General features: G+C 58.4%; 21 protein-coding genes and 1 pseudogene. 7 read left to right on the plus strand and 15 right to left on the minus strand.

Going from position 1 to position 26,559, the window contains the following annotated elements; all coding sequences use genetic code 11:
- Positions 1-15: 15 nt before the first annotated feature.
- The 4 genes from AC56LG_RS12575 (at position 16) to AC56LG_RS12590 (ending at position 3,434) form a co-directional block, all read left to right on the plus strand.
- On the plus strand, positions 16-651 hold the full coding sequence (locus AC56LG_RS12575) for an alpha/beta hydrolase (RefSeq protein WP_497166431.1): 636 nt from the start codon (positions 16-18) through the stop codon (positions 649-651).
- A 125-nt stretch (positions 652-776) separates the two neighbouring features.
- On the plus strand, positions 777-1,922 hold the full coding sequence (locus tag AC56LG_RS12580; RefSeq protein WP_497166432.1) for a D-alanyl-D-alanine carboxypeptidase family protein: 1,146 nt from the start codon (positions 777-779) through the stop codon (positions 1,920-1,922).
- Positions 1,923-2,200: 278 nt separating this feature from the next.
- On the plus strand, positions 2,201-3,115 hold the full coding sequence (locus AC56LG_RS12585; RefSeq protein WP_497166433.1) for an aldo/keto reductase: 915 nt from the start codon (positions 2,201-2,203) through the stop codon (positions 3,113-3,115).
- Between the two features lie 7 nt (positions 3,116-3,122).
- Positions 3,123-3,434 (plus strand): metal-sensitive transcriptional regulator, encoded by a 312-nt coding sequence (locus tag AC56LG_RS12590; protein ID WP_497166434.1) that lies wholly within the window; start codon positions 3,123-3,125, stop codon positions 3,432-3,434.
- 2 nt (positions 3,435-3,436) lie between these two features.
- On the opposite strand, the gene pssA is transcribed toward AC56LG_RS12590, so the two are convergent.
- Positions 3,437-4,228, minus strand: coding sequence for a CDP-diacylglycerol--serine O-phosphatidyltransferase (gene pssA / locus AC56LG_RS12595; RefSeq protein WP_192056879.1), 792 nt, complete (start codon positions 4,226-4,228; stop codon positions 3,437-3,439).
- Between the two features lie 136 nt (positions 4,229-4,364).
- On the opposite strand from pssA, the gene AC56LG_RS12600 reads away from it, so the two are divergent.
- Positions 4,365-5,411: a CAP domain-containing protein gene (locus AC56LG_RS12600; RefSeq protein WP_497166435.1), complete on the plus strand. Its 1,047-nt coding sequence runs from the start codon at positions 4,365-4,367 to the stop codon at positions 5,409-5,411.
- A gap of 4 nt (positions 5,412-5,415) precedes the next feature.
- Positions 5,416-6,012 carry an Hpt domain-containing protein gene (locus AC56LG_RS12605; RefSeq protein WP_497166436.1) on the plus strand — a complete coding sequence of 199 codons (597 nt, stop codon included), beginning with the start codon at positions 5,416-5,418 and terminating at the stop codon, positions 6,010-6,012.
- A gap of 28 nt (positions 6,013-6,040) precedes the next feature.
- On the opposite strand, the gene AC56LG_RS12610 is transcribed toward AC56LG_RS12605, so the two are convergent.
- Positions 6,041-6,247 (minus strand): hypothetical protein, encoded by a 207-nt coding sequence (locus AC56LG_RS12610; protein WP_497166437.1) that lies wholly within the window; start codon positions 6,245-6,247, stop codon positions 6,041-6,043.
- Positions 6,248-6,598: 351 nt separating this feature from the next.
- Positions 6,599-7,177 carry a DUF1439 domain-containing protein gene (locus AC56LG_RS12615; protein WP_497166438.1) on the minus strand — a complete coding sequence of 193 codons (579 nt, stop codon included), beginning with the start codon at positions 7,175-7,177 and terminating at the stop codon, positions 6,599-6,601.
- A 442-nt stretch (positions 7,178-7,619) separates the two neighbouring features.
- Between AC56LG_RS12615 and AC56LG_RS12620 the strand changes: the two are divergent.
- A pseudogene (locus AC56LG_RS12620) lies at positions 7,620-8,198 on the plus strand (DUF932 domain-containing protein); the annotation flags it as partial.
- Between the two features lie 125 nt (positions 8,199-8,323).
- On the opposite strand, the gene AC56LG_RS12625 reads toward AC56LG_RS12620, so the two are convergent.
- From AC56LG_RS12625 to yidC, 12 genes are all read right to left on the minus strand, one after another.
- Positions 8,324-9,421, minus strand: coding sequence for a hypothetical protein (locus AC56LG_RS12625; RefSeq protein WP_497166439.1), 1,098 nt, complete (start codon positions 9,419-9,421; stop codon positions 8,324-8,326).
- Positions 9,414-11,216 carry an AAA family ATPase gene (locus AC56LG_RS12630; RefSeq protein ID WP_497166440.1) on the minus strand — a complete coding sequence of 601 codons (1,803 nt, stop codon included), beginning with the start codon at positions 11,214-11,216 and terminating at the stop codon, positions 9,414-9,416. The genes AC56LG_RS12625 and AC56LG_RS12630 overlap by 8 nt, the downstream gene beginning before the upstream one ends.
- The gene (locus tag AC56LG_RS12635) at positions 11,216-13,141 is read right to left on the minus strand and encodes a restriction endonuclease subunit S (RefSeq protein ID WP_312438509.1); all 1,926 of its coding nucleotides are present in this window, start codon (positions 13,139-13,141) and stop codon (positions 11,216-11,218) included. The genes AC56LG_RS12630 and AC56LG_RS12635 overlap by 1 nt, the downstream gene beginning before the upstream one ends.
- Positions 13,138-15,597: a type I restriction-modification system subunit M gene (locus tag AC56LG_RS12640; protein WP_497166441.1), complete on the minus strand. Its 2,460-nt coding sequence runs from the start codon at positions 15,595-15,597 to the stop codon at positions 13,138-13,140. Before AC56LG_RS12640 ends, AC56LG_RS12635 begins: the two co-directional genes overlap by 4 nt.
- Before the next feature lie 19 nt (positions 15,598-15,616).
- Positions 15,617-18,346 carry a type I restriction endonuclease subunit R gene (locus AC56LG_RS12645; protein WP_497166442.1) on the minus strand — a complete coding sequence of 910 codons (2,730 nt, stop codon included), beginning with the start codon at positions 18,344-18,346 and terminating at the stop codon, positions 15,617-15,619.
- Entirely contained in the window at positions 18,343-18,546 is a 204-nt protein-coding gene (locus AC56LG_RS12650) for a helix-turn-helix domain-containing protein (protein ID WP_497166443.1), read from the minus strand. Before AC56LG_RS12650 ends, AC56LG_RS12645 begins: the two co-directional genes overlap by 4 nt.
- Before the next feature lie 334 nt (positions 18,547-18,880).
- Entirely contained in the window at positions 18,881-20,086 is a 1,206-nt protein-coding gene (locus AC56LG_RS12655) for a YagK/YfjJ domain-containing protein (RefSeq protein ID WP_497166444.1), read from the minus strand.
- 257 nt (positions 20,087-20,343) lie between these two features.
- Positions 20,344-20,673 (minus strand): helix-turn-helix transcriptional regulator, encoded by a 330-nt coding sequence (locus AC56LG_RS12660; protein WP_497166445.1) that lies wholly within the window; start codon positions 20,671-20,673, stop codon positions 20,344-20,346.
- Positions 20,674-20,740: 67 nt separating this feature from the next.
- The gene (locus tag AC56LG_RS12665) at positions 20,741-21,808 is read right to left on the minus strand and encodes a hypothetical protein (protein WP_497166446.1); all 1,068 of its coding nucleotides are present in this window, start codon (positions 21,806-21,808) and stop codon (positions 20,741-20,743) included.
- 28 nt (positions 21,809-21,836) lie between these two features.
- On the minus strand, positions 21,837-23,054 hold the full coding sequence (locus tag AC56LG_RS12670) for a tyrosine-type recombinase/integrase (RefSeq protein ID WP_497166447.1): 1,218 nt from the start codon (positions 23,052-23,054) through the stop codon (positions 21,837-21,839).
- A 176-nt stretch (positions 23,055-23,230) separates the two neighbouring features.
- Entirely contained in the window at positions 23,231-24,610 is a 1,380-nt protein-coding gene (mnmE, locus tag AC56LG_RS12675; protein WP_497166448.1) for a tRNA uridine-5-carboxymethylaminomethyl(34) synthesis GTPase MnmE, read from the minus strand.
- 264 nt (positions 24,611-24,874) lie between these two features.
- Positions 24,875-26,548: a membrane protein insertase YidC gene (yidC, locus tag AC56LG_RS12680; protein WP_497166449.1), complete on the minus strand. Its 1,674-nt coding sequence runs from the start codon at positions 26,546-26,548 to the stop codon at positions 24,875-24,877.
- Positions 26,549-26,559: the final 11 nt, after the last annotated feature.

Raw genomic sequence — 26,559 nt, forward strand, 5'->3', positions numbered from 1 at the left:
TTCTTTTATCGCACCATGAACAAGTTTTCAAAACGTTTTACCCTGGACGGCCCGGCCGGCAAGATGGAATGCATGCTCGACCTGCCGGAAGGCGCGCCGCGCGGCATCGCCCTGGTGGCGCATCCGCATCCGCTGTATGGCGGCACGATGGAAAACAAGGTGACGCAGACGCTGGCGCGCACCTTCGTCACCCTGGGTTACGCCACCGCGCGCTTCAACTTCCGCGGCGTCGGCCAGTCCGAAGGCGAGCACGACCGTGGCCATGGCGAAGTCGACGACATGGCCTTCATGATGGAACACATGCTGTCCGAGTATCCCGGCCTGCCGGTGGCCTTGTCCGGCTTTTCGTTCGGCACCTTCGTGCAGTCGCAGCTGCACGCACGCCTGGTCAACGAGGGCAAGCCGGACGCCATCGAGCGCATGGTGCTGGTCGGCACCGCCGCAGGTAAATGGCCGCTGCCGAGCGTGCCGGAAGACACGATCCTGATCCACGGCGAGCTCGACGACACCATCACCCTGCAGATGGTGTTCGACTGGGCGCGCCCGCAGGAAATCCCGGTGATCGTGATCCCGGGCGCCGACCACTTCTTCCATAAGCGCCTGAATCCGATCAAGAATCTCGTCCTGCAAATGTGGCGGCGCGACAATTGAATGCGGGACTGGCCAGCCTCTCTGGCCTATAATTAAGCACTTCAATGATTCCATGCCGTTGGGAAACGTCCTGGCGACGTCCCGCGGCATCCGCACCACCCCTGCTGACTTACATTCACATTCCCATGAAAAAACTGATTGCGGCCGTGGCCGCCAGCCTGCTGATGATGTCGGCGGGCGCGCAAACCGTGCCTGCCCCATCCATCGCGGCGAAATCGTGGCTGTTGCTCGACGCCACCAGCGGCCAGGTCATCGCGGCCCAGGATCCGAATGCGCGCATCGAGCCGGCATCGCTGACCAAGATCATGACCGCCTACGTCACCTTCGAGGCCATCCGCGACAAGAAGCTGGCCCTGAACACGATGGTCAACGTCTCGACCCGGGCCTGGAAAGTCGATTCGAGCAGCTCGAAGATGTTCATCGACCCGGCCACCCCGGTCAGCGTGAACGACCTGTTGCACGGCTTGATGGTGCAGTCGGGTAACGACGCCGCCGTCGCCCTGGCCGAAGCCGTTGCCGGCGACGAAGGCACCTTTGTCGTGCTGATGAACCGCGAAGCCCAGCGTATGGGCCTGAAAAACACCAAGTTCGCCAACCCGCACGGCCTGCCGAGCCCGGACAATTATTCGACCACGCAAGATCTCGCCACGCTCGCCACCAACGTGATCCGCGACTTCCCCGAGTTCTACAAGATCGACTCGGTCAAGCAGTTCACCTACAACAAGATCACCCAGCAGAACCGCAACCGCCTGCTGTGGCTGGACCCGACCGTCGACGGCATGAAGACCGGCCACACCGAATCCTCGGGCTACAGCATGATCGCCTCGGCGCGCCGTCCGAACGGCGCCTCGGGCCAGCGCCGCCTGATCTCTGTCGTCTCGGGCGCCAGCTCGGACGCGGTGCGTACCCAGGAAAGCCAGAAGCTGCTGAACTGGGGCTTCCAGAATTTCGATACCGTAAAACTGTATTCGAAGGGCCAGGCGATCGCCACGCCGGAAGTGTGGAAGGGTTCGCAATCGAACGTGAAGATCGGTTTTACCAATGACGTGCTGGTGACGGTACCGAAGGGCGTCGCCGGCAAGCTGAAGCCGGTGCTCGAACGCAAGGACCCACTGGTCGCTCCGCTGCCGCGCAACGGCCGCGTCGGCACCCTGCGCATGATGGTCGACAACAAGCCGCTGCTGGTGCTGCCGGTGGTGGCGCTGGAAGAAGTGCAGGAAGCAAGCATTTTCGGCCGCGCCTGGGATTCGATGCGCTTGATGATCAAATAAGTCGTCGCTGCCCGACACGATGCCCGCCCGGCTTGCGTCCGGCGGGCATTTTACGTAGGTTGGGCGCCCCCGTGCCCACGCGGAAATCTGCCTTGCGTTAGCTCGTCAAGCATCGTTGCGGCAGGCGATGGTCTACGTCGCTCATGATTCATTCGCGGACTGAATGGCGCACACAATATGCCGGCGTCCGCGTGGGCACGGGGCGCCCACCCTACGGTCTGCTCATCCTGGCCGCCACCGCTATAATGTGTTACTTTTCAAGCAAGAAAGCCCCCATTATGACCACCTCCCCCGTCTGTCCACGTGCGCTCACTCGTACTGGTGGCCTCGAACTGTCGCGCATCGTTGCCGGCATGTGGCGCATGGGCGAGTGGGACCTGTCGGTGCAGGGACGCATCGCCTTGATCGAGGAGTGCCTGGCGCTGGGCGTGACCAGTTTCGATCACGCCGACATCTACGGCAATTACGGCGTCGAGGGTCTATTTGGCGAGGCATTGCGCGCCCGGCCCGGGCTGCGCGAGCGGATGGAAATCGTCAGCAAGTCCGGCATCAGGCTGGTGTCGCCGCAGCGGCCCGCGCACACGATCCAGCATTACGACACCAGCCTCAATCACATCGTCGCCTCCTGCGAGGCATCGCTGCGCCAGCTCGGCACCGATTACCTCGACCTGCTGCTGATCCACCGCCCCGATCCGCTGATGGATTTCGACGAAGTCGCCGACGCCTTTACGCGCCTGCAGGCGGCCGGCAAGGTGCGCCACGTGGGGGTATCGAATTTCACGCGCCACCAGTTCGAGTCGCTGAACCGGCGCGTACCGCTGGCCACCAACCAGGTGGAATTTTCGCCGCTGTACACGGCGCCGATGTTCGACGAAACCTTCGATGGCCTGCAAGACCTGGGCATTTCTCCGATGACCTGGTCTCCCTTCGGCGGCGGGCGCCTGTTCAGCGCGACCGATGGGCACAGCGCCGCGCTGCGCGCAACCATCCAGGAGGTGGCCGACCGCCTCGGCCAGTCGTTCACCAGCGTCGTCTTCGCCTGGATCATGATGCTGCCGAGCCGGCCGTTGCCGCTCACCGGCAGCGGCAAGATCGCCTCGATTGCCGCGGCGGTGGCCGCGACCACCTTCACGCTCGAGCGCAGCGACTGGTTCGCGATCCTGCGCGCGGCGCGCGGCCACGAAGTCGCCTGAGGCCGGTATGGCAACCGAGCCGCTCAAGGTCGTCGAGGGCAGCGCGCTGACGGCGCAGCAAAAAAAGGATTTGTTGAACCGGCTGGCGCGCATCGAGGGCCAGTTGCGCGGCGTGCAGAAGCTGATTGCGCTGGCCGCCGAGCCGGCCGACTGCGAAGCGGTGGCCCAGCAGATGGCGGCGGCAAGAAAGGCGCTCGACCGCTCGTTCGTTCAATTGCTGACGGCAACCGTCGTCACCCACAGCGAGGGCGCGGCCGACCTCGACGATGCGCGCGCCGTGGCCGCCCGCCTGGCGGCCCTGCTCGACAAGTTCGCCTAGAACTAGACTTCCTCTTCGTCCGCGTACACGACCGGCGGCGCCACCCCGCGCCAGCCGGTGCGCCAGGCAATGTTCAGCAGCAGCGTGGCGCAGATATACAACAGGAAGAACAGTACGAAAAAGCGCGTCTGCAATATGACGAGGAGCAGTACGGCCACCCCGATCAGGGCTAATATCCCCTTGCTCAGGCGTTGCTTGCTGCTAGGAAACCTTACGGTCGAGACCATCAAGGTGCCGACGGCAACCATCAGCGCCATCACGGCGAATGCTTGCGTATTGTTGACGACCGGATCGGGCCAGGCTACCACGACCGCGGCGACGCAGGCGGCGCCGGCGGTGATCGGCATGCCGACGAAATAGCGCGGATCGGTACGCCCGACCGAGATGTTGAAGCGGGCCAGCCGTAGCGCGCCGCAGGCAACGAAGATGAAGCAGGCCAGGCCACCCATGCGCACGATGGTGGGATGTGCAGCGCTCATCTGGGCAAAACCGTAGCAGTACAGCAGCAAACCCGGCGCGCAGCCGAAATTCATGACGTCCGCGATCGAATCGAGCTGGACGCCGAAGTCGGACTGGGTGTTGGTGGCGCGCGCAACGAAGCCGTCGAGCGCGTCGAAGACACCGGCCAGCACCAGCAGGATGGCGGCAAGGCGGAAGTCGCCCGGCGCGCCGACTTGCGCATTGTCGACGGAGATGACGATGCTGCCGAAGCCGCAGGCGATCGACAGCAGGGTCACGAAACTCGGCAGGGCGAATTTGGCACGCGCGAGGCGCGCTGGGCGGGATCGGTTCAATTCGGGTCCGGGCAGGAAGATAGTGACCCTATTCTACAGTGCGCGTGCGCCCGGTCGCGCACGCTCCCAGCCATCGCGCATGGTCGATTTGCCCTAGAATGTGCCTTTTGGCGTTGATATTGATCAGGAGTAACGGATGAGCGAATTGCTTCGCGCGCGGATGGTACTGGCGGGATGCGTGACCGCCCTGGCCCTGGCAGGCTGTGGTGGCGGTGGCGGCGGCAGCGACCCGGTCGTTACCGCGCCGCCTGTCTCTCCCGGTGCGCCGACAACGCCGGCCGACCCCGGTCCGCTGACGCCGGCGCCGGCGCCGAATCCGACCACGCCCACTGTGCCAGGCGCGCCCGTCGCCACCGGCAATATCGCCGTCGATGGCCGGGAATGGCTCAATTTCCGCCGCGGCCAGATCGGCATGACGACGCTCACGCACAGCACCGTGATCGACATTGCCGCCCAGGGGCACTCCGAGTACCAGCGCGTCAACAACACCATTACCCACGACCAAGTCGCGGGCCGCCAGGGCTTTACGGGCGCGAACGTCGGCGACCGCCTGGCCGCCGCCGGCTACCGTTTCAATACGGCTGCCTCGCGTGCGTTTGGCGAAGTCATTTCCGCCACCAATAACAACTCGGGCCAGTACATGGCCGAAGAACTCATTACGGCGGTCTACCACCGCTTCGTCATCTTCGAGCCGGTATTCAAGGAAATCGGTACCGGCGCGGCCACCACGGCGCAAGGCTACAATTATTTCACGGCCAACTTCACCGCCAACAACGGCTACGGCGCCGGCCTCAGCGGCGGCCAGGTCGCGGTCTGGCCATTCGGTGGCCAGACTGCCGTACCGCGCAACTTCTTCAGCAACACCGAATCGCCCGATCCGGTTCCTGACCGCGACGAGGTCGGCTACCCGATCAGCGTCCATGCCAACATCGACCTCACCATCCGGGTTACGAACTTTACGGTACGCCCGCGCGGCGGCGCCGACCTGCCGGTCCGCCTGCTGAGCAATGCCAACGACAGCCACACCGGGACCTCCTCGGCCGCGATCGTGCCGCTGGCGCCGCTGGCGGCGAACACGACCTACGAGGTCAGTTTTACGGGTTCCACCGCCCAGATCAACTCGGCCGGCACGGTCCTGAGCAACACGCCGGTCACGCGCACCTGGTCGTTCACGACTCGCTGAGCGGATGATCCGGCGCGGCCCTGACCTGCCACCCCTCGTCCACGCGACGCCGGCCCTCGACAGCGAGGCCGGCGTCGAACGCCTGTTGGGCAACCGCGCCCTCTACCTGCGCATCCTTGCACGCTTCGGCAACGATTACCGCGACACCGCCGAGGAGATCCGGCGCGCGCTCGCTGCGCACGACACGGATCTGGCGCAGCGCCTGGCGCACACGCTCAAGGGGGCAGCCGGCATGATCGAGGCGCCGGCCCTGCACGCGGCGGCGCAGGCGCTGGACGACGCCCTGCGCGGCGGCCGGCGCGACCCGGTTCCACTGTTGCTGCAGCTCGAAGCCGCCCTGGCCGCGGTGCTGCGCGCACTTGATGCAATGGAGGTACCAGCAGTGGCAGCGCCACCCGCAGCAGCGCCGGCGCCGGCGCACGCACTGCCCGACCTGCGCGCGATGCTCGAGATCGGCGACGGCGCGGCGGTCGAACTGGTGGTGGCGGCGCACGGCGAACTGCGCGCGCATCTGGGGGAACGGGAATATGCGGCGCTGCGCGCCGCGGTGGAAAATTTCGATTACGAAGGGGCGCTGCTGTTGCTCGGGCGGCCCGGGTAGCGCGCCTCAGGAGAGAGGCGCCGCGTTGTCAGCGCGTAAACTCAGCTTCTTCGTCAAAGGCATCGGTACAGTCTTTACCGCAGAAACGGCGCACGCTGTCGACCGGCTTGTCGCAATACCAGCACGACCCTTTCGGCGGCAGGCTGACGCGCGACGGCCTCGCCTGCACGCTGGCGGCGGGCATCCCATCGGACGCCGCGCCGTTGTCCCTCACACTGTCTTGTATCGTTTCCAAGGTCTACCCCCTACCGGCAATACATCAAGTCGTCAAGCAATATTACTTTAGCGAAATATCCCGAGCATGAGCAAGCGCAATGGGGTGTTTCGGTGCAGCAGCGCTGCCACAGCCGTTCTGGAGGTCCAGTGTGCGCCCAACCCGGCGCTGCCGCAACGTCGCCGTGAATGCCTTTTTGTCGGTGCGGCACGCCTGCAACAGATCGTCACACAGGGGTCCGGTACGCGTAAAAGGCGGTGTCAGCTGCGGAAATCATAGCAGTATCGATCATGCATATTGACACCATTCCAATCGTGCGGCGCGGTTTTTCAGGCGCTTTTGTAACAGGGTGCAAGAGTCGTTCGTCCCGGCTCAGCGTTGCTGTAGCGGTTCCAGCGATACCCGCAAGCCGGTTGCGGTAGTGACGATCCGGGTCGGCACGTACTGCACGCCGGCATAGCGCAACTCGTCCATGCGGAAGCTGTAGACGGGAATATCGAGGACTGCCTGATCAAGTAAACCATTCGCCGCGCGCGACAGCTGGCGGCTTATCGACTCGTCGAGTCCGCTGATACTAAAACGTTCCAGGCGCGGCTCGGCCAGGTACACGCCGTTTTTCGCCTGGTCGATATACAGGCGGCCGGAAAAGGCCAGGCTGCCGGCCAACGGATTGCGCAGGAAGGATTGGGCCACGCTGGCATCCACCGTCAGCGACACGCGGTCGCCCGGCAGTACCGCCAGTTGCGGGCGCGACAGGCGCACGTCGAACAATTCCAGCAGGCGGTTGTCGACCGGGAAGCGGCGGTCGAGGCCGGCCTGCAGTTTTGAAAGCGGCAAGTCGACTTCGCGCGGGCCGAGGATGCTGGCGCAGGAACTCAGGGTTGCGGCGGCAACCAGGCTTGCTGCGGTGAGGAAAACGCGCCGCGCGCGGAAAGGGGTTGGGTCAGCCATGCTTGCTCCTTGAGGTCGGCTCAAGAGTAGCATGCGACGGGATTTTCGTAGGGTGGGCTTCGCCCACGCGGATGCGGCGGATGCATGTCGAGATGTGGCGCAAAGCCTGTGGTGCATGCATGGACGACTTCGGGCCCTTCTACGGTACGCACCGGTACGACCGCGTGGGCTCGCGAGCCCACCCTACATTATTTCGATACAGAATGCAGTAAAGGACTGCGCGCGCCCTAGAAACAAGAAATTTATGTACATTTTTTTTGTTTTGTGTACCTAAGCGTGTACCGAAGACACGATGTGCTCCTGCTAGCTAGTCACTTTTCTCGAGGAAAGGTCACATCAGACGTAAATGTGAAGTGCTGCTCTCTGCCATGGGCATATCCATCGACGCCAATTCTGATGCTATTCCAGCTAGTCCGGGATAAACGAATGAGGTTGAGACCCCATGTGTGCGCCGCCCCTCCCGTATGGGCATTGCAATGACAGCAGTCTACCTCTCCTGATCCACGAGCCTATCGAAATCTGGGCGAAGCAAGCTGGCATGGACTGGCAAATCCGTGAGGCTCCAGTGCGCTTCATGTCGGGCAGCGTCGGCGGTCTCGGCGCAATCGAATCTTTCCCCGAAAACAAAGTGCTGTTCCGCTCCTACACCAACTCGTCGCTATCCGTGGTGAGTCAGCGCTACAAGGTCGTGCAGCCCAGCGAGATTTTCGAGTTCTACCGCGACCTCTCTGCAGTGTCCGGTTTCGAACTTGAAACCGCTGGGATTCTAAAGAGTGGTCGGAAGATTTGGGCGCTTGCACGGACGGGGCGATCGTCCACGCTCAAGGTCAACGACGTTACCAATGCCTATGTGCTCTTGGCGACGGCGTGCGACGGAACGCTGGCAACGACGGCACAGTTCACAAGCATCCGGGTTGTCTGCAACAACACGTTGGCCGTGGCACTGGGCAACAGCAAAGGCGCCGTGAAAGTGCCGCACAATACTTCGTTCGATCATCGACTCAAATCTGCCTGGTTTGGGCAGGGGGCAACGTTGAAAGAAAAGGCGCTCGATCAGGCGCTCCTGATGATTGCCTGACCTGACTTCGTATTTCGGCCTCAAGAGACGCGGCGGTTCACGTTGTGTCCGCCGCTAGATGAGGAAGCTCAGTTTTTTGAAGCTAATTCACTATGCCAAGCTGCGATCCGAGATGGTTCTTGCAAAGCCGCAGCTAAGGCTAGGTGAACTTCGTGGTGCGGCTCATGTGCTGACAGATCTACCTGCCATTGCTGGACATACGACAGAATTTCGACTTGAGTGTGGCGAGCTTGTGCGCCTCTTAGCCGACGTTGCTCCCTACGAAACAACACATCCTGATGTTTGGCATATTCCGCCTTGAATTCGCGGGTCCACCGACTGCTGAGGTTAAGCAGTGCGTCTAGCTTGGCCGCTTTGGACTGATCAGCAGGGGTGGTAGTACCGCACCGCACGGAAAGATCGGGTAGCACGTAGTTCAGTTGCAAGGCCCCGCTGCCCGGACGCAGATAGGGGTGAAACCAATCTGCGAAGCTACCCGCGCTGTGTACATCTTTCTCGCCCTTATTCGCCGTTGAATTGCACTCACCACAGATCGGTAGCAGATTGTCGGCACAGACACTGAGCAAGGGAAATGCACTTTTGGCAATCCAGTGATCGATCTCTGGCGTTTGTCCCAATGGCCCACCGCAGAGAACGCAAACCTCGCGAGCATCTGGGCTGGGATTCAGGCGATGCGCGTCGCGAAATGCCTGAGCAAAGCTCGCATAGGTAACACCACCTGTAGCGACCGCCGCTCCGTTTGGCAGATATGGCAAACCACTTTTCAGGCCTCGCTCGTAGAAAGCCTCCATTAATCCTTTGAAAGCCGCCCAAGCCTGAACAGGGATGACCGGAAGCGTGATTGGCCAGGCCGGTGGGTTTGGCAGAAATTGAGCAGCAACCGAAACAACGGAATTACTCCAGTCAAGCAATGCAGTCTTTTCAGCTGCTGACATATCCGCGATGACCTTTGCTTGATTGAGGCGAGTTTGCTTGCGGCCATAGAGGAAACGCCACAGCCATTCTGCTTCGATTTGGCTTGGCACCCGGGGGGGGGCGAGGTTTATCTGGGTTATATTGGCGCTGGTTGTCGTCGGATCACACAGCCATCTTAGTAAATGGATCTGCAAGTTGAGACAGGCATTGAGCGCTCCACAGCAAAATGGTTGCGAGATAGCCTTAAGCATTGCCACCCCGCCAAGTATTCAGCAAGGTGCGCAGTTCGCTGCGATAGAAGCCCGATCCCATCCGAGCGATCAGTCGTTCGAGATCAGCTATTTCGTTGGGCGTGCCAGTAGCTTGACGCAGCTTGCCTTCGATGAATTCCTGGGCGCGTTTGCCGATGCTGTCATCGGCACCGAACACCGTCATCATCAATGCGCTTGGGTCGGTGGCAAATGTCGGCTCATCCACGCTGCGTACCGTCGAACCCTCTGCTGTCTTTTGCACCATCACGATCTCATCGTTGAAAACATCAGAAAGCACGATGGCCGAGTGAGTGGAGATCAAGACATCGTTGGTCGTGTGACCAATGGCGTCGTCGATGATGTCGACGATCTCGCGCTTCCATTTATCATTGAAATGGGTCTCCGGTTCATCCAGCAGCAGCAAAGCATCCTGCTGACCTTGCAGTAAGTGGAATAACGCCATGCGGCCCAGCACCATCTGCTCGCCGTCCGACATCTCTTCATATCGCAAGACACCAACGTCGTTTGCGCTAATTGCCTCGTCACGCGCAGCTACTGGTGCGCGACGCAAGCGCAACAAAACGTCGTCAAACAATCCGGCCTGCTTTAGGTCAAGTAAGCGGGTGAACAAGTCGAAGGCGCTGGCATCCTTGGCCCCACCCAACAAGGCCCACAAAGCTTCGCCTTGGCTAGTGCAAGTTTGCAGCTCGTCACCGGCGGCTGACAGGAACGACTGTCCTTGCACATCGAAAGGCCCCTTCAAATCAAACATTAGGGTGCGGCGAACTTCTACCGGGTGCGGCTCGGCAATCACCTCGCTCGCGCACAACCACCAATCGTGGGCGGTTTCACAGAGTTTCTGATCCCATTGCGCCGTTTGCAGGCGTGAGCGAAAAGCGACCGAGACCAAGCTGTGCCAGCCGCCACGCTCCAGCAGTTTTTGCAGCGCGTTCTTGTTGTCGGCGCGACGAAGCAGTTTGGCCATCGCTGCATCAGCCTCTGCCCGCAGCGGATAGTCTGCCGTTTCATCAAAGGCCTGCGGCAGCGCCACTGCCAACAGTGCGCATTTCAGCAGCGTGGCATCCAGCAGCACTGGGCGGCGGAAGTGATCCGTTTCCGCGTTGCTTGAACTTATGGCCAGCCGCGGCGTGCCGTCGCCGACCTGCCGAGCCGCTTGCAGGGCATTTTCCTGGGCGGTGGTCCAACCCGCTGGGCGCTCATCGCTTTGTGTGTCATCACCGCCTTCCAGAAAATCGTCAGCATGCTGATTACGGTTCCACACCGAGCGCCAGGGGCGCAGGTCGCCGGTGGTGTACGCCAGTACCGCCGAAGGCAATGCAATCTGTGGCGGCGAGCTGTCACGCAGCGGCCAACTGCCAGCTGCGATCAAGGGCACGAAGCCCGGGACCATTGGAGCATCGCGCTGCCAAAGATGCTCGAAAGTCAGATCAAACATCTGTTGATCTGTATCGTCGGGAAAGGTGTATTTCTCGTGCAACCATAAGCTGGCTTGCTGGCGTTGCCCCGGGCAGTGCAGCAGCAAGGTGCGATGGTTCGGTGTTCCGCGCACGCCCAACTCATACACCAGGCTGACCGGGAACGCCGGCACACGCAGGTCAGCCAGCGCCAAAAACACCTCAGCCACCGCGCGCAGCAGGTTCGATTTCCCGCTGCCATTCACACCCACCACAAAACGGATTGCGCATTCACGCGCCAGCGGTGAGCCGCTGGCGAAGCACACCTTGATGTCAGAGATCGGTGGATAGTTCTGCAGGTGCAAGTAGCGCAGGCGCATTACACGGCCTCCAGATCGACTTGCTGCGCCTCTACTTTGAGCGCGCTGGCGATGTTTTCTTTAAGGTCGTCGAGTGAGGCGTATTGCTGGCCCTGATCCACCAGGTGGGTGAAGTCCATGCCGTCTTCATCTTCGACCAAAATCACCTGGAACATCCCGCTCGCGCCAGCACGCTCAGAAGTCTCGTAATCCAACTGGACTTCAAAATAATAGCGTTGCGGATCTACGCTGGTCGGCAACGCTTTACGCAATGTCTGCACATCGGCCATGCGTGTGAACTCTTCCGGGCGCAGAGGGCGAAAGGCCTTAAGGTAGTCGCGCTCGCCGCTGTTCGTGTCTTGCTTGGGCAAGGTGATTTTGGCGATCAAGCCCAGTGCCGCCAATTGGCTGAGAGCGCGACGAATGCGATTGCCCTGGGATTGGCCAAAGGCTTGCAGCCGATCCGTCACGGCTGAGTCATCGCAGAAGCGGGCGAATACCTCCGGATCTTCCACCAGCAAGGGCTGGCCGCTTTGTTGGCAATACTCGGTGAAGGCCGTCAGCACTTGGCGCTGGAATTCACTGAGCTCGGCGAGCAGCCAGTGGCGCGCTGGGCCTACGGTGAGATCGGCTTGCGCCGTGAGGCTGATTTTGGCGGTGCCGCTAAGCGCGATCTTGGTGCCGCGTTCATGCAATAGGTGGTTGCGAGCTAAGGCTGCTTCAGCTATTTGCCTCGCAGATTTATCCCGCCAAGTCGCCGTTAGCGCCCCAGAAAACGCATCAATACTCAGCTCATTTATTAACTCGTCAAGTAAGCGCTTAGACCTCGCAATGCCGAGTTGAACAACCTGCCATTGCAATAGGAATTCTCGGAATGCCTTTTGTTTCTCTATCGGCGGCACTGGAATCACCATCGCTTTGACCTGATCCGTTGTCAGATTTCGGAATACAGCCCCCACTGCTTGCTGGTCGTTCTTTGCGCGCATAAGATTGAGTGTAAAGGCGACAAATTCGGGCAATAGATCAGCGTTCAAATCGCGTAAGCCTACGAACCCGTCGTGAATGCAGGCATCGTGATTGAGGATGGCAGTCAGTCCTGGGGCACCACTAACTGCCATCACCACAGACTGTGCAGCCATTGGCCGACTTGCCTTGGCGCCTTCGTCCGTCAGCGAATCCGTGGTGGCATTAACCCACAACCCGTCTCGCGTCACATCGGAAACCATCAAACGCGGAACGGGGCCGCCAAAAAGTCTCGGATCGCCTTGTGGCCGTGGCGAGCTGCCGCGAACCAGTTCGGCTACTTGCGAAATCTTGCGAACTTGCCAGCTTCTTTCATTGTTCAGTACGTCCCCGAACAGTGCCCTGTACTGTTCGCGGAGAACGGTGCCCAATGTTTCTTTCGTGGCAACGCGGCTGTGGTCGAAGGCTTCCGCTTGTCGCAGTAAATCAATGATTCGCTGTTGCTCGGGAAGTGTAGGGAGCGGGATCTTTACTCTCGCAAGGAAGTCAGGCGGCACTCGCTGCAAGCCGCCTGTTCCAATAAATGCAGATGCAGCCCGATCACGAAAGGCTTTCTGCCGAATAAAACTGAAAATGTACTCAGGAAGCACGGTCTCGGTCGGACGCAGTACATGAAATTCTGTCGATCCAAAGCCCAAACCATTTTCAAGATTCGATGCAATGGCCGCTTTTCCGTTTTCCATACAAGGCGTGACTTTTGCGAAAAGCACGTCGCGCTCACGGAAACTCGTATAGCCCTTTGCAACTTCAGCAAACGTTCGAGTTTCAGGTTTTATGATGACGCCGCCATACTCATCGACAGCGGACATAGGCACAAAGGTGACAATGGCATCGTCAGTGAGCCGGTCTTCGGAACGTAGCCGAGGGTTGAGCTCGCAAATATCAGTTAAGCGAGCCTGTATCCACGTTTCAGGCAAGCTCATTCCCGCCCCTCCACCATCGCCAGCAGCTTTTCCAAACCTTGGATGATGTCGTGCTCAGTGGTTTTGAGTGTACCGATCAATTCGGCCACGCTCATGTCGCTTTTCAGCTCGGTGAAGTCAAAAGGCTTGTACTGTCCGGCGGACAGGTTCCACTCGCGCGCCTCGATGCAGTCCGGGTCGAGCACGCCGTCCTTGAGCGCGCCTTTCTCGTCGTAGAGCCCCTCGGCCAGCATGGCTTGCACATAAGCCGGGCGCACCAAGCCGTAGGCATCGTGTGAGCCGATAAGCTGGCCATCTGCGCTTTGCCATTCGTCGTTGCGCACCCAGTCGCGCACGGGCACCACCCAGTGCTTGGCCGCTTTGAGGTCGCTTGCCTGATCAATGGCCAGGCTACGCAATGTGACATCAAAGCCGTCGAGTTTGGCGACTTCGCGGGCGACGGCTTCAAGTGCAGCGTTCAGGTCTGCAACCGGTTCATGAATACTGAACTGCACCGTAGGCGCTTGCGTGGCAGCGTGTTTGTGATACGACAGTCCCGCGTTCAGCGCGTCTTTGACCATGTCCTTCCACAGCGGCAGTGCTGGGCCGTCTTCCGCTTCAAAGAAACGCTGTACGTCGCGCGCGGCGCGGTTGAATTCCTGCTGCGGCACTTTGATGGCCTTTTGCCATTCCGCCAGCGCCTTGTCACTGTCCATGTGCTTGACAGCGGTGCCCGCGTCTTTCCACTTCGCCCACACGGGTTGGGTGGAGGCTGCAAAGAACTGAATCACCAAGTTGTAGAGCAGCTGACTCGTGGCGTTGCGCACCTGAATTTCGGCGGCCTTGGGGTCGGCTGGAAGCTCCGGGAACAGCTCGTGGATGCCCCATACGTGACCATCCCACATGCTGGTGTCAGGTAGAGCCGAAAAAGCCTCGCCAGCAGGCGTGAGTTTGTCGGCGGTGTCGCGCAGCAGGGCCTGGCGCCAACGCTCGGCGTGAAAGCTGGGTTGTAGCAGGGTTTTCTCGTTGTGCTGCGCGCCGGTGCGACCGTGCGCAATCCAGGCCTTGAACTTTTCCAGCGAATCCCACAGGTCGTTTTGTTGGCCAGGGCGGGCATTGCGTTTGGCATCTTTCGTGTAGCCGTCTTCATCTACCTCATAGAACCAGACGTGTTCGCTCAGTGGTGCGGCGTTGCTCGGCAGCGTCTGCTTACTGTCGCGGCGCGTGACCTTTCTGAAGATCAGGATGGAGGTCTTGACGCCGGTATAGGGCTGAAAGACACCTCCGGGAAGTGAGATGACGCCTTCTACCACGTGCTCGACAAGCAGCTCACGGCGCAGACGCACGTGGGCATCAGTGTTACCGAACAAAACGCCCTCGGGAATGATCACGGCACAGCGGCCACCAATATCCAGCAGGTCGAGCATCAACCACAGAAAGAGCAACTCGCTCTTGTTGGTGATCGATTCATCCTTCTTCTTTCCGCCACCGCCAACGCGCGGAAACAGCACCGTGTCGGGCTCCAGATCGCCGCTATCGACCGTACCGGTAAAGGGTGGATTGGCGAGCACGAACTGGTAGCTGCCCGGCTCCAATAATTCTTTGAGCTTGGCTTTTCCCTCACGCTTGCTGAGTGAGTCGCCCTGCACCAAGTGTGGATCGGAGACATCGTGTAGCACCAGGTTCATCCAGCCAATGCGTGCCATGGTGCGATCGTTGTCCAGGCCGACAAAGTTGGCACCGTTGTGGATGGCGGCGTATTCCTCTGGCGTCGCGCCAGTGCCATGGATGCGGTGCGGGGTGCCGTCCCATTCCAGTACCAGGTTTTGCTGCGCCGAGTATTTGCGCATCAGGTATTGCTGGGTGCTGAACAGGAAGCCGCCTGTGCCAGCTGCCGGATCGATCACACGCTGGCCAGGCTCGGGATCAAGCAACTCGACCATGAAGCGGATCAGGTGGCGCGGGGTGCGAAACTGACCGTTTTTGCCAGCCGTGGCCATTTCGCTGAGCAGATATTCAAAGGTATCGCCCATGATGTCCTGGGCGGCTGAGCCTTCACCCGCGCGGGCAAACAGCTCGTCGATTTTGTCAATGGCGTCGCTCAGCACCTTGCCCTTGTTGGGGTCGAGCTGAAAGTAGGCATCGGCCATGCGGTTGTTGAGACTAGCGAGCTCCGTGCCGTCGGCACTGGCACCGGTGAAGTGCTTGTCGAGTTCGCGCAACCAGGGAAACACCACTTCGATCAGGTGAGTGGGGTTGGTTTTGTCCTGACGGATGTAGCTCCACTTGCAGGTTTCGAAACCTGCATAAATAGACGGAAAGCCACGCTGCTGGCGCTTGAGGTCTATGTCTTCCAGGCGTTTGAGAAACAACAGGTAGGTAATTTGCTCGACTGCAACCAAGGGGTTGGTGAGTCCGGCAGCCCAGAAGCGATTCCAGAGTTCGTCGACTTTTTTCTTGATATGAGGGGCAAGCATTCAGTGGTGTCCTTGATGTTTAGGCGGCCTCATCCAACAACTGGTTGGTGAGGTTGATAAGTTCGTCGATGTCTTGCGGCGGAAACAGCGTTTCCACTCGACCCACGCGCGAAAGCGGCGGTTCACTGAGTGCGGCGCGGGTAATGCGCCCGTGGCGCACAACAGCGGCTTTTACGGCCCGCAGGAAGTTGAGCTGGTTGGCGCGCAAATAGCTGTGTGCTGCAATGAAAGCGTCGAACGCGGCATTGATGCGCTGCTCGCGGTTGGGCAGATGCGCACCTTCGCAAAGGATGTGCCGCAGAAAGTCAGCCAGCGACGCTGCGGGAACCTCAAAGGCTTTGCGCAAGGTATCTTCGGTGACGAATAGATCAGCCTGGTTAAGTGTGTCGCTGATTCGCTCCAGCTCTTGGTCGCCCAGATGTTCGCCTTGTTTGAGCTTGGCCAATTCGGGAAGCTGGTCAGCCAGTCGGCGGACCAAGGCCTCGACTTGTTCGCGATAACTTTCTGCAAAAGCACCTTCACCCGTGGGGCCGTAAATGATCCAGCTGCGCTGGGTGATGCTGTCCGGTAGGTTGATTTCTACCGTATGGCTTGGTGCCGTGGTGCGATAGCGCATCAGCGGGGCGAATACGGTTTGCAGTGTGGTCAAACGCGCGATATCCAAGTGTTGCCAGAAGCCGGTCGACTGAACCCAGGCTCGTTGTTCGGCCACTCGCTGCACCTGTGGGATATTTTCGGCCAGACTGTTAATCGCCTCGTGAATGCGCTCACTTACTTTGGCCTGTTCGCCGGCATCACCCTTAAGCCAAGCCACGGAGAGACGCTCGCACCAGATGCGAAATTGGAGTTCATCCAGGCCAGCCAATGGGGCAAGTCGCATCAAAGGGGCGATGGTTTGCGACAGGTGTTCAATGGTGCTTTGGCTCGGGGCTGGCCATTGCGCTGCCAGCGCGTCGAGCTCGTCCCAGTGGGGACGTACGTTGATACTGTGGCGGGGCAATGCGTGCAGCATTGCCTGCAGATCGGCGATGGCGGCTTGTGTGCCTTGTTGTTGTGCCTCCAGCAGTTGCCACTTTTCAAGCTGCAATCGGAAAAGGCGAACCGGTAGCGGTTCGCTCGGGTGGTCAACCTCTCCGTCGGGTTTGAGCTTGAAATACGCGAAGTTCTTCCAGTGATCGATGATCAAGAAATCCTTCTTGATCTCGCCGGTCGCTTTGTTGGTATGCAGCCGGGTGCCACGCCCTATCATCTGCCAGAACTTCACCTTACTGAAAACGGGCTTAGCGAAAACCAGGTTTTGGATGGCGGGGACGTCTACGCCGGTGTCGAGCATGTCTACCGAGATGGCAATACGCGGCATGGTGCGGTACTTGAAGTCGTCTAGCGTAGCGTCGGCGCGCTCCATGTGGCTATCGATGATTTCAGCCATGCCTTGGCGCTGCAGCTCTGGATAAAGACGATTGAAGCCCTCGTAAAGCCGCTTGGCGTGGGCATGGCTGACGGCAAAAATGATGGACTTGTGCGGCAGGCCGCGCACATCTTTGCGGCTTTTGTCCATGAACTCTCGCACCATGGCATCGTTAGTGCCTTGATTAATGATGCCCTTTTCAATGTCGCTGCCATCGAAGTTGAGTTCGTCAAGCTCTACTCCCTGATCGCGAGCCATCTGCTTTAAGGGCTCCGGCAGCGCATCGCCCTGAATGCCTTGAAGCTGGAAGTTGGTTTGCGCGTCCAGTACGCGGTAGTTCACCAGGTTTTGGTCGGCAATGGCCTGCTCGTAACTGTAGTAGTAGCTGGGTGCACCGTCACCGCAATCAAATAGTTCGAACGTGTTGTGGTCGATGTAGTCGGTCGGGGTTGCGGTCAACCCAAGCTGAATGGCATCGAAATGATCGAAAATGGCCTTGTAGCGCTGGTATATGGAGCGATGGCTTTCATCCGCCACGATCAGGTCGTAGTACCCTACCGACAGACGTGAGTACACCTGCATCATGCTGGGGTAGGTGGAGAATTGAATACGCGCGCCAGAAGTTTCGCCGGCCTCGATACGGGCGAGACTCTCATTGGGTAGATGGGATTTAAACTCCGATATCGCTTGGCGAACCAATTCCCGCCGGTCTGCTAAAAACAATACACGCTGCACGCGCTTGGAGCGCAACAAGGTATCGACTAGGGCAATGGTTGTTCGTGTTTTTCCGGTGCCAGTGGCCATTACCAGCAAAAACTTTCGCTTGGCCGCATTTACGCCTTCAGTGACACGACGAATCGCTTCATTTTGATAGTCGCGGCCGGCGATTTCAGCGTTGATGGAAACGCCACCCAACGGTTCGGCGAACTGGCGCTGATGCCGCAGTCGTTCCAGATCATCTCGTGTGTAAAAGCCAGAAACCTTTCGGGGCGCGTAGCGTTCGCGATCCCAGAATTGAATTTCTTTGCCATTGGTGAGAAACACGAATGGGTCGGTACCAAATTTGGCTTTTATCGCATCGGCATAGTCGGCAGCCTGGCGTTTTCCGGCAATTTCATCACGAGATGATCGCTTGGCCTCGACTACGGCAATCGGCTTGCCATCTGAACCAAGAAGGACGTAGTCAGCGAACTGCTCACCACCATAGTCGGCCGTGGGCTCTGCCGTCTGTAAGAGAAATTCGTTTACGAGGTTTCGGCGATTTCGGGACCAACCCGCACGAGCCAACTGTGAATCGATAATTTCAATTCGTGTCTGCTTTTCATTACGGCTTGTCGTCATGCGGCGCTATCTCCATCGGCAGGTTCATCCGCTCCGCCATCGCGCACCCATCCATCGACCTCGGATAGCTGGAATTTCCAGAGCCGGCCGATTTTGTGCGCAGGCAGGCCCTTACGTTCACGCCAGCGGTAGACGGTGTCCTTGACCACACCCAGATGTTGGGCCACGCGTTCGGCAGTCACCCACGGCTCAGTGTTCATTGCATTGGCGCTCAGAGATTTGCCTTTAGAATCGTCTTAAATCGTTAAAAGTAGTCTAACAGACTAGCGATTTTTTGGCCATAGATGGACTCTGGGCGGGTGAAGGCAGCAATTTGGTTGTTTTGACAGCCTTTCCACGTACCACTGCGCGAAACATTGAAATATCGTTAAGGCATGTTTAATTGATACTGCCGAGTTTTCTTCCAAAAAACTATCAACCCGGCCAATCATTCTAGAGCCCATTGATAATCTACCAACACCTACATCCTAATGATAAGGAGCTCCTATGTCCATCTGCGGCGATGCCAGGACCTCGACCCTCGAACAAGTCTAGTTAATCGCTAGAATCGCATTCATCTTGATTACTGCTAATACGGTTCACGGCAGGCAGTGTCCCGTGCTTCATTGCATTCTCAAATATGTCGCCCATGTTTTGCAAAGCGCCTTCGTTCTCAACCTTACGACGTGGGCGCCCAACAGTGCTGTTGCGTGGCTTAGCCATCTCGCCCCGACCGTAAACTCGGGCCTTCTCGCTAAGTTTCATTTTCACGTACTGGTCTTTTTTGAAAAAATAGCTAAGGGCGTAAAGCAAATTCGAACGTTTCTCGAAGTCATCGTGCTCGATCATGCCGATGCCAGAACGGAAATATGGACGTTTGTGGGCATGGCAGCTGTGATACGTCCCGCGACCGTCAGTCAGTTCTTGCCAGTACTCTCCGACTTTCATTGCGATGTAGGAATGGTTTTCGACACGAGAGCCATCAAAAAGCATGCAGAAATGAAAATGATAGCCCTTCTGACGGCCATGCTCCAGTTTCCACACGTACCCCACCAAGTTTTTAAAAAGGGCACGACCGCGCCGATTATTCAAAAAACGGTCAAGGTATGCTTGCGCTTCTGTAAGGGTGACTTCATGAGGATGCAACTGTGGATGTATGGCAAAGCCAAAATCAACGCGGATCGCCAGCAGTCTAGACTTACAGTGCTCGAATAGGGCCGCAATGTATTCGCCAACACTCCGGAAATTTCTAACTGCGTTATATTCCTTCGCACTGAGCTTGCGCTTGAACTCAGGGGTCTGACATTCATGGTAAACACGCTGAATCAACTCATTAAAGAGTGTCGCCCCGCTTTTATTATAGTAACTATTGACCTCCGCCGGATCGTCGTACATACCACCGCTCTGGAGGCCCAACGCAAAAACATGCTTGTACGCTACTTCGACGTGCGGGCTGAAAGTTTTATCCTGCTCGTAAAGTGAAACGAAGTGGTTCAGTTGGGGATAGTACTTGGCAAGTTGCCCGCTTTTGATCATTAAATTTCCATTATTCCAGGCACAATGAAATCCGACCTGACCGTTACCTGCACGTTGAGCGAACTCCTCAAACTCAACAAGAAGATTACCCAATCCCTCACAGATGACCGTAGACAATTCACCCTTGGTTTCCTTGATGGCGAGGTTTTCGTCTTGATCGATCTCCTTATAGATGTCACGCACTGAAATTTGTGGCATCGCAAACTGCATGTTTTGCTTCGTCATTTTCGCAAACTAGGTCGCCCTGAAGGCATCCTATCCTCTCTCTAAAATTTCTTAATTCTTAATTAATTCTTAATTGAACTTATATCCAAAATTCCCTAGTTCGGGTTTCGGTGAAAAAAATCGGCGTGTCAACAAAAAATCGCCGATCTAACGTGCAAAACTTACGAGGGAAAATCATCGGAGTTGTGCATACGCTGCCTACGCCTAAGTTGCCTATCACGGCGAATAACACGTAGGCTCGACAAGTAACTGCAAGGTCACTTGCGGCTTGCTCGAATGCGCGATTCGATCCAAGCTTGGACCTCCTCCTCAATCCAGCCGACGCTGGCCGTGGATATGTGGATCTGTACTGGGAATGAACTATCGTAATACGGCGAATTCTTGTCCAGTAAGCTGTACAGCGTGCTGGTGGGAAGGCCCGTGCGCTCCTGGACCTGTTTCCGACGAAGAATCGTCAGTGGGCGTTTGATTTGCTCTGGCATTGCGGCCTCGTTGATTGTTAGAACGAGACCATGATGAAAGAAAACGCGGCGGCAAAAAAGGGGATGGGTATAACCATGTAAGGTTCTACCCATCCCAGTATGCATGACACTTTTTTTGTGTTAGCTGCCGACGCGCGGCACTATTGCTTCATCCTCCTAGAGCGGCGCGCGCTTAGGGGGCCGCAATGGTCCAGGCGGAAACCAAATAGGAATCAGCGATTCGGCACTCCTTGAAAAATTCAATGGCCTCTTCCTTATTGCGATATTTCATCGGTGCGGCAAATTTGTCGTATTTCTCGTCCATTCGGCTGCCCCACGCGGACGCCACAACGACTAACGCTTCGAACGGTGTTGCAATACCGTCACGCACTCTCTTTTTGTGGTCGGCTTGGCGCCAGTACTCAAAAGTCGTCCGTAAAATGAACTCAGCAGCTTGTGCCATATTGCCGGAAAAGACTGGCTTCCCATGCTCGTCCATGACTTTTAAGAGTGAAGCCACTACGTTCTTTGGCTCTGGTTTCTTCCAGTCCCGCTGACGGAAATCCCAGTGTGCCATTGCGGCCTCATGTAGCTTGATGAGCGGAAGAGGCATATGCGCTTCTGGGCGAAAGCCGATATCAAACTCAGGATCGTCGATCTCCGGTGGATGCGGTATAACAGCCGCTAAATCGGAGGCAAGAACTCTCACCATATCGAGTGTGAGGTTAAGCGTCGATGGCTGGAGTTGCCCTTTCAATGAGGGGGCATTCGGGTCCAGACTAACCGAGTAGCACGCGAATAAGCGGCTGAACGGATGATCCAGGTAATCGATGCCAAATACGGTAGTTGTAATTTGAAGGGGGGATGGCTCGACGACGGTAGGATTGCCGTTGGCGTGCAAACGTACGCCTCGGTAGAAAACCTGTTGATAGGCCTCGCCTTGAACAGCAATCGCGTTACAGCTGTTCCGGCTGACCTCAATCATTTCGATCTCAGGTTCATGAACTGCAGTTACGCCGTCCAGATTAAATCGGTTCCGCTTCTGTATGGCAGTAAGTACTGTGTCCGATTCGATGGCAGCAAGTTGCCTATCCGTCGAGAACAGCGTGAAACCCATTGGTATGCGCGCAAAGACCCTGAGGACGCCTTGCGCGGCAAACTGCATCACGTCGTCGACTGGTATGCCTAATGACACGGACGCCTCATGCAGGGTATAAATGGCGCGCTTGAATTTATTGGCCTCGTGAAAGGATTCGCTCATTATCTTGGAATCTTAGCTCTCTAGGAATTCATGCGGCACGGAACAGAGGGGTTACGGTCGTACCGTCCAGTTGAGCCTGGACAAAGTCAGCCCATGCCTGAAGAATGATTTTTCGTTGATCAGCATATTCGGCACGATTGTAGACGCCCTTGATCCCTTGAATTTTGTGGGCGAGAGCACGCTCGATGGCATCGGAAGAGTGGCCCATTTCGTGTAGGTGGGTTGAGGCCGTGCGCCGAAAGTCATGCAGGACAAAGTGCTGCACGTCCAGTGATAGTGCACGTACGGCCTGGTTAAGGGTACTCTTGCTGATGGGCCGGTCGTCGTGGCCTCGCGTGCTTGGGAACACATAGGCCGACGCTCCGGCGCATGACCGAAGCTCACTCAGCATAGCGACGGCCTGGTGAGACAAATAGACACGATGGGGTTTGTCCTTCTTCATTCGGTCGGCTGGGATATCCCATACCGCCAGCTCCAGATCGAACTCATCCCAGCTTGCTTCGGTAAGCTCGGCTTTGCGCACCATCGTAATGAATAACAAATTCAAAGCCAGCTTAAGTGCGTGACGAATGTCCGATGCGTAGATACCTCTCAAGACCTGACCGATCTCAGTAGGAGACAGGACGCGAGTGCGGCTCTCCTCGGTGGCAATAAAACGAGCTACAAGCGCTGCGGCTGGGTTCGTTTCAGCCACTTGCCGAGCGATAGCGAAATCGTACATGCGCCGAAGTACGTTCCTCGTCAACAGGGCCATATTAGGCGCGCCGCGTGACTTGATCCGGTCACATAGTTTCAGAATGTCTATCGGCTTTACCTCGGTCAGTGGCATGTTCCCGAGGACTGGATAGACATCCTTTTGCATGAGGCGGCGCATAGTCGTGACGTAGCTATCTGACTTGCCTTTTACTTGCTCGTCTAGCCACTCTGCGCCAAACGTACCTACGGTATTCTGTTTCGCGGCTTTCTGAGCCTGCATGGCATGCTTTGGAGACTCGCCGCGCGCTACAAGAATCGCCCACTCGTCCCGCCGCTTGCGAGCGTCTGCCAAGCCGATCTCAGGGTAATTGCCAATGGTAAGCGTTGGCTGGCGAACGCCGTGGAGCTGATAGCGATAGCGCCACGCTTTTGTGCCACTAGGCATGATTTCCAAAGTCAGGCCGCCTGAATCGCTCACGCGATAACGCTCGCTCCTGGCCTTAAGCGACTTGATTTTAGTATCAGTTAACGGGGTAGCTTGGCGAGGCATGTACACAGTCCTTTAGGTACACAGTCAAGCGCTTTTGCTCGACCGTGTGCCGAAGTGTGTACCTAAAACGTCGGGATGTCCATGGGAAATTTTGGAATCAATTGGACACTCGAATCGCATTTTACATAGCAGAGACACGATCAATCGGAGCCTATTAGAACCTCTCGGAATCCCAATTATTTTCCGATACAGAAGCGGCTGAAAATCACCCCCAGCAGATCATCGGGTGTGAACTCACCAGTAATGCTCGACAGCTGATCCTGCGCCAACCGCAACTCTTCCGCAAACAGATCAAGCGACTGGTCATCCTGCGCCGCGTGCTGGGCCGCGACGTCGAGGTGCTGGCGCGCCGCACGCAGGGCGATCAGGTGGCGCTCGCGCGCCAGGTACAGCGATTCGCCGGTCTGTTGCCAGCCGGCGATGCGCAGCAGTTCCGCGCGCAACAGGTCGATGCCGAGTTTCTCGTTGGCCGACAAATAAATGTGGGTCGCATCAAGCGCGCCTTCGACCACGGCGCGGTGGCCCGACAGATCGATCTTGTTCCAGATGCGCACCACCGGCACGCCGGCCGGGAAGGCGGCGACGATGGTTTCATCGGCCGCGCTCGGCCCGAGGTTGGCATCGAGCAGGTGCAGGATCACGTCCGCCTTGCCGACCTCGCCCCAGGTGCGCTCGATGCCGATGCGTTCGACGACATCGACTTCTTCATCGAGCGCGCGGATGCCGGCCGTGTCGATGATATGCAGCGGAATCCCTTCGATCTGGATCGTCTCGCTGACCTTGTCGCGCGTGGTGCCGGCGATCGGGGTGACGATCGCCACTTCGGCGCCGGCAAGCGCATTGAGCAGCGAGGATTTGCCGACGTTCGGCTGGCCGACCAGCACGACGTTCAAGCCTTCGCGCAGGAGCGCGCCCTGTGCCGCCTGGCGGAACACGTGTTCGAGCGAATCGATGATGCCGGCCAGCTGACCGCGCGCATTCGATTTTTCGAGAAAATCGATTTCCTCTTCCGGAAAATCGAGGGTCGCTTCGACCAGCATGCGCAAATTGATGGTCTGCTCGACCAGCCGATGCACGACCTGCGAAAAGGCGCCGGACAGGGATTGCGAGGCCGACTTCGCCGCCGCTTCGGTCGAGGCGTCGATCAGGTCGGCCACGGCTTCGGCCTGGGCCAGGTCGAGCTTGTCGTTGAGGTAGGCGCGGCGCGTGAATTCGCCCGGTTCGGCCAGGCGCAGGCCGTGTTCGCGCCCGGCTTCGAGCACGCGAGATAACAGCATCTGCAGCACCACCGGGCCGCCGTGGCCCTGCAGTTCGAGCACGTCCTCGCCGGTATACGAATGCGGCGCCTTGAAATACAGCGCGAGGCCCTGGTCGATGACGCTGCCGTCGTTCGAAGTGAAGGGGATGTAGGTCGCGTGGCGCGGCGCCAACTTGGCGTCCGGGAACAGCGATGCGATCAGCGGGGCAAGCGACTTGCCCGAGGCGCGGACCACGCCGATGCCGCCGCGTCCAGGTGCCGTGGCAATTGCCGCGATGGGTGAGGTATCTAGCTTCATGGGCGAATTGTAGATGATTTATGCGAGACGGCGAGGTGTACCGTAGGGTGGGCACTTGTGTCCACGCGGTCCGCACGATGAGACGTGGCAGCATTGTTCAGGGGCGAGGAAATCGCTCTTCGATGGCGACCAACATACAGCGTCGATACGGTGCCTGATAAACACGTAGACGCGTGGGCTCGGGAGCCCACCCTACAGTGCGCAACAGCAAACAATAAAAAAGCCCGTGCATGCACGGGCTTTGCTGACGTTACGCGAGCGACATTATTTCGCCGGCGTCCCGTACTTCTTGGTGATCACCCACTGCTGCGCGATCGACACCAGGTTGTTCACGACCCAGTACAGCACCAGGCCCGACGGGAAGAAGATGAACATGACCGAGAACGCCAGCGGCATGAACAGCATCATCTTCGCCTGCATCGGATCGGCCGGTTGCGGGTTCAGCTTCGCGGTGACGTACATCGAGATCGCGTACAGCACCGGCAGGATGAACCATGGGTCAGGCTGGGTCAGATCCTGGATCCAGCCGATCCACGGCGCGCCGCGCATCTCGACCGAGGCTTGCAGCACGTAATACAGGGCCAGGAACACCGGCATCTGCACCAGGATCGGCAGGCAGCCGCCCAGCGGGTTGATCTTTTCGGCCTTGTACAGCTCCATGGTGGCTTGCTGCATCTTCATCGGGTCGGCTTTGTAGCGCTCGCGGATCGCCTGCATCTTCGGCGTGACCACGCGCATCTTCGCCATGCTGCGGTAGCCGGCGGCCGACAGCGGGAAGAAGGCCAGCTTGATCAGGATGGTAAAGGCGATGATGGTCCAGCCCCAGTTGCCCAGCAACTGATGGATCTGGTCGATGATCCAGAACAGCGGTTTCGCGATGATCGCGAACATGCCGTAGTCCTTGACCAGTTCCAGGCCCGGGGTGATCTTTTCCAGCGTCTTTTCGTCCTGCGGACCCGAATACAGGCGCGCGGTGTTCGACACGGTCGCGCCCGGCGCCACGGTGCCCAGCGGCTGGACGGTGCCGATCGCGTACAGGTTCGTCGCCAGTTTCTTGGTGAAGATCTCGCGCGCCGTGTTTTCGGTCGGGATGAAGGCCGACACGAAGAAGTGCTGCGAAATCGCCACCCAGCCGCCATTCGACTTGGTTGCGTGCTCGGCTTTGCCCTTTTCGATGTTCTCGAAACTCAGCTTCTGGTACTTCTCGCCCGGAGTCCACAACGTTGGGCCCGTAAAACTCGGGGTGAACCACGAATCGCCTGGCGGCTTGTTGCCGTCGTGCTGCAGCTGCAGGTAGAGCGATGGCTGTACCGGTGCTTGCGTCAGGTTCGAGATGTCGTGGCGCACGTCGATCACATAGTCGCCGCGCTTGAAGGTCAGCGTCTTGGTCAGCTTCACACCACCCTGCTCGGCGTCGAGCACGACTTGCACGGCATTGCCGCCATCGAGCGTACGCAGGCCCGGACGCGCCACGAATGGCGTGTTGTGGTTCGGCAGGACGCCGGCCGGGGTCGAACCGATCAGACCGGTCTGGCCCAGGTAAGTGTTGTTGCCCGAGACGTCGAACAGCACCTGGTTTTTCGTTTTGTCGAAGTGGTCCGGGTATTTCAGCAGCTCGAGGCGGCGGATCACGCCGCCGACGGTGTCGATCTCGGCTTTGACGACGTCGGTGGTGACGGTAATGCGTTCGGCGCGCACCGGAGCGGGTGCAGCCGGCTGGCCTGGCACCGCGCCTGGCGCAGCACCCGGCTGGCCGGCGGCAGCCGGCACGCCGGTGGTGGTGTTCGTGGCTGAATTTGCAGGCGCCTGCGCAACCTTGGCCGGTGGCGTCGGCGCAAACATCGATGGCTTACCGCTCGAAATCATCCAGTTGTTCCACAGGATGACAAGCGAGACGGCGAAGACAATCCACAGAATGGTACGTTTATTGATTTCCATTGAGGTATTGA

Source organism: Telluria sp. ZB2R32, assembly GCF_059685715.1.

Excerpts from the sequence above, each read along its gene's own strand:
- AC56LG_RS12605 (WP_497166436.1), top strand. The coding sequence starts at position 5,416 with ATGATCCGGCGCGGCCCTGACCTGCCACCCCTCGTCCACGCGACGCCG.
- AC56LG_RS12635 (WP_312438509.1), bottom strand. The coding sequence starts at position 13,141 with ATGAGCTTGCCTGAAACGTGGATACAGGCTCGCTTAACTGATATTTGC.
- AC56LG_RS12625 (WP_497166439.1), bottom strand. The coding sequence starts at position 9,421 with ATGCTTAAGGCTATCTCGCAACCATTTTGCTGTGGAGCGCTCAATGCC.
- AC56LG_RS12650 (WP_497166443.1), bottom strand. The coding sequence starts at position 18,546 with ATGAACACTGAGCCGTGGGTGACTGCCGAACGCGTGGCCCAACATCTG.
- mnmE (WP_497166448.1), bottom strand. The coding sequence starts at position 24,610 with ATGAAGCTAGATACCTCACCCATCGCGGCAATTGCCACGGCACCTGGA.
- AC56LG_RS12660 (WP_497166445.1), bottom strand. The coding sequence starts at position 20,673 with ATGCATACTGGGATGGGTAGAACCTTACATGGTTATACCCATCCCCTT.
- yidC (WP_497166449.1), bottom strand. The coding sequence starts at position 26,548 with ATGGAAATCAATAAACGTACCATTCTGTGGATTGTCTTCGCCGTCTCG.
- AC56LG_RS12615 (WP_497166438.1), bottom strand. The coding sequence starts at position 7,177 with ATGGCTGACCCAACCCCTTTCCGCGCGCGGCGCGTTTTCCTCACCGCA.
- AC56LG_RS12670 (WP_497166447.1), bottom strand. The coding sequence starts at position 23,054 with ATGCCTCGCCAAGCTACCCCGTTAACTGATACTAAAATCAAGTCGCTT.
- AC56LG_RS12580 (WP_497166432.1), top strand. The coding sequence starts at position 777 with ATGAAAAAACTGATTGCGGCCGTGGCCGCCAGCCTGCTGATGATGTCG.
- AC56LG_RS12590 (WP_497166434.1), top strand. The coding sequence starts at position 3,123 with ATGGCAACCGAGCCGCTCAAGGTCGTCGAGGGCAGCGCGCTGACGGCG.
- AC56LG_RS12575 (WP_497166431.1), top strand. The coding sequence starts at position 16 with ATGAACAAGTTTTCAAAACGTTTTACCCTGGACGGCCCGGCCGGCAAG.
- AC56LG_RS12645 (WP_497166442.1), bottom strand. The coding sequence starts at position 18,346 with ATGACGACAAGCCGTAATGAAAAGCAGACACGAATTGAAATTATCGAT.
- AC56LG_RS12665 (WP_497166446.1), bottom strand. The coding sequence starts at position 21,808 with ATGAGCGAATCCTTTCACGAGGCCAATAAATTCAAGCGCGCCATTTAT.
- AC56LG_RS12640 (WP_497166441.1), bottom strand. The coding sequence starts at position 15,597 with ATGCTTGCCCCTCATATCAAGAAAAAAGTCGACGAACTCTGGAATCGC.
- AC56LG_RS12600 (WP_497166435.1), top strand. The coding sequence starts at position 4,365 with ATGAGCGAATTGCTTCGCGCGCGGATGGTACTGGCGGGATGCGTGACC.
- AC56LG_RS12585 (WP_497166433.1), top strand. The coding sequence starts at position 2,201 with ATGACCACCTCCCCCGTCTGTCCACGTGCGCTCACTCGTACTGGTGGC.
- AC56LG_RS12655 (WP_497166444.1), bottom strand. The coding sequence starts at position 20,086 with ATGACGAAGCAAAACATGCAGTTTGCGATGCCACAAATTTCAGTGCGT.
- AC56LG_RS12630 (WP_497166440.1), bottom strand. The coding sequence starts at position 11,216 with ATGCGCCTGCGCTACTTGCACCTGCAGAACTATCCACCGATCTCTGAC.